Source organism: Streptomyces celluloflavus (genome assembly GCA_000720995.1).
Classification (GTDB): Bacteria; Actinomycetota; Actinomycetes; order Streptomycetales; family Streptomycetaceae; genus Streptomyces; species Streptomyces celluloflavus.
Window position 1 is genome coordinate 1 of the sequence record JOEL01000150.1, and the last position, 374, is coordinate 374.

Here is a 374-nt window from a genome sequence, read left to right on the forward strand (position 1 = left end):
CCGATGAGCCAGGCGGCGCAGAACCTGAACTGGTTGATCACCAACTTCGTGGACAACACCCCCGGTGTGTCCCACACGGTCGTGGTCTCCGCGGACGGTCTTCTCCTCGCCATGTCCGAGGGATTCCCTCGCGACCGTGCCGATCAATTGGCGGCGGTGGCCTCCGGCCTCACCTCGCTGACCTCCGGCGCCTCCCGCATCTTCGAAGGCGGAAGCGTCAACCAGACCGTGGTGGAGATGGAACGCGGCTTCCTCTTCATCATGTCCGTCTCCGACGGATCATCCCTGGCCGTCCTCGCACACCCCGAGTGCGACATCGGCCTCGTCGGTTACGAAATGGCCCTGCTGGTCGACCGCGCAGGCACCGTCCTGAC

At 65.2% G+C, this 374-nt stretch carries 1 protein-coding gene; it reads left to right on the plus strand.

Going from position 1 to position 374, the window contains the following annotated elements; all coding sequences use genetic code 11:
* A partial coding sequence (locus IH09_RS36265) for a roadblock/LC7 domain-containing protein (RefSeq protein WP_240150863.1) occupies positions 1–374 on the plus strand: 374 nt, incomplete at both ends.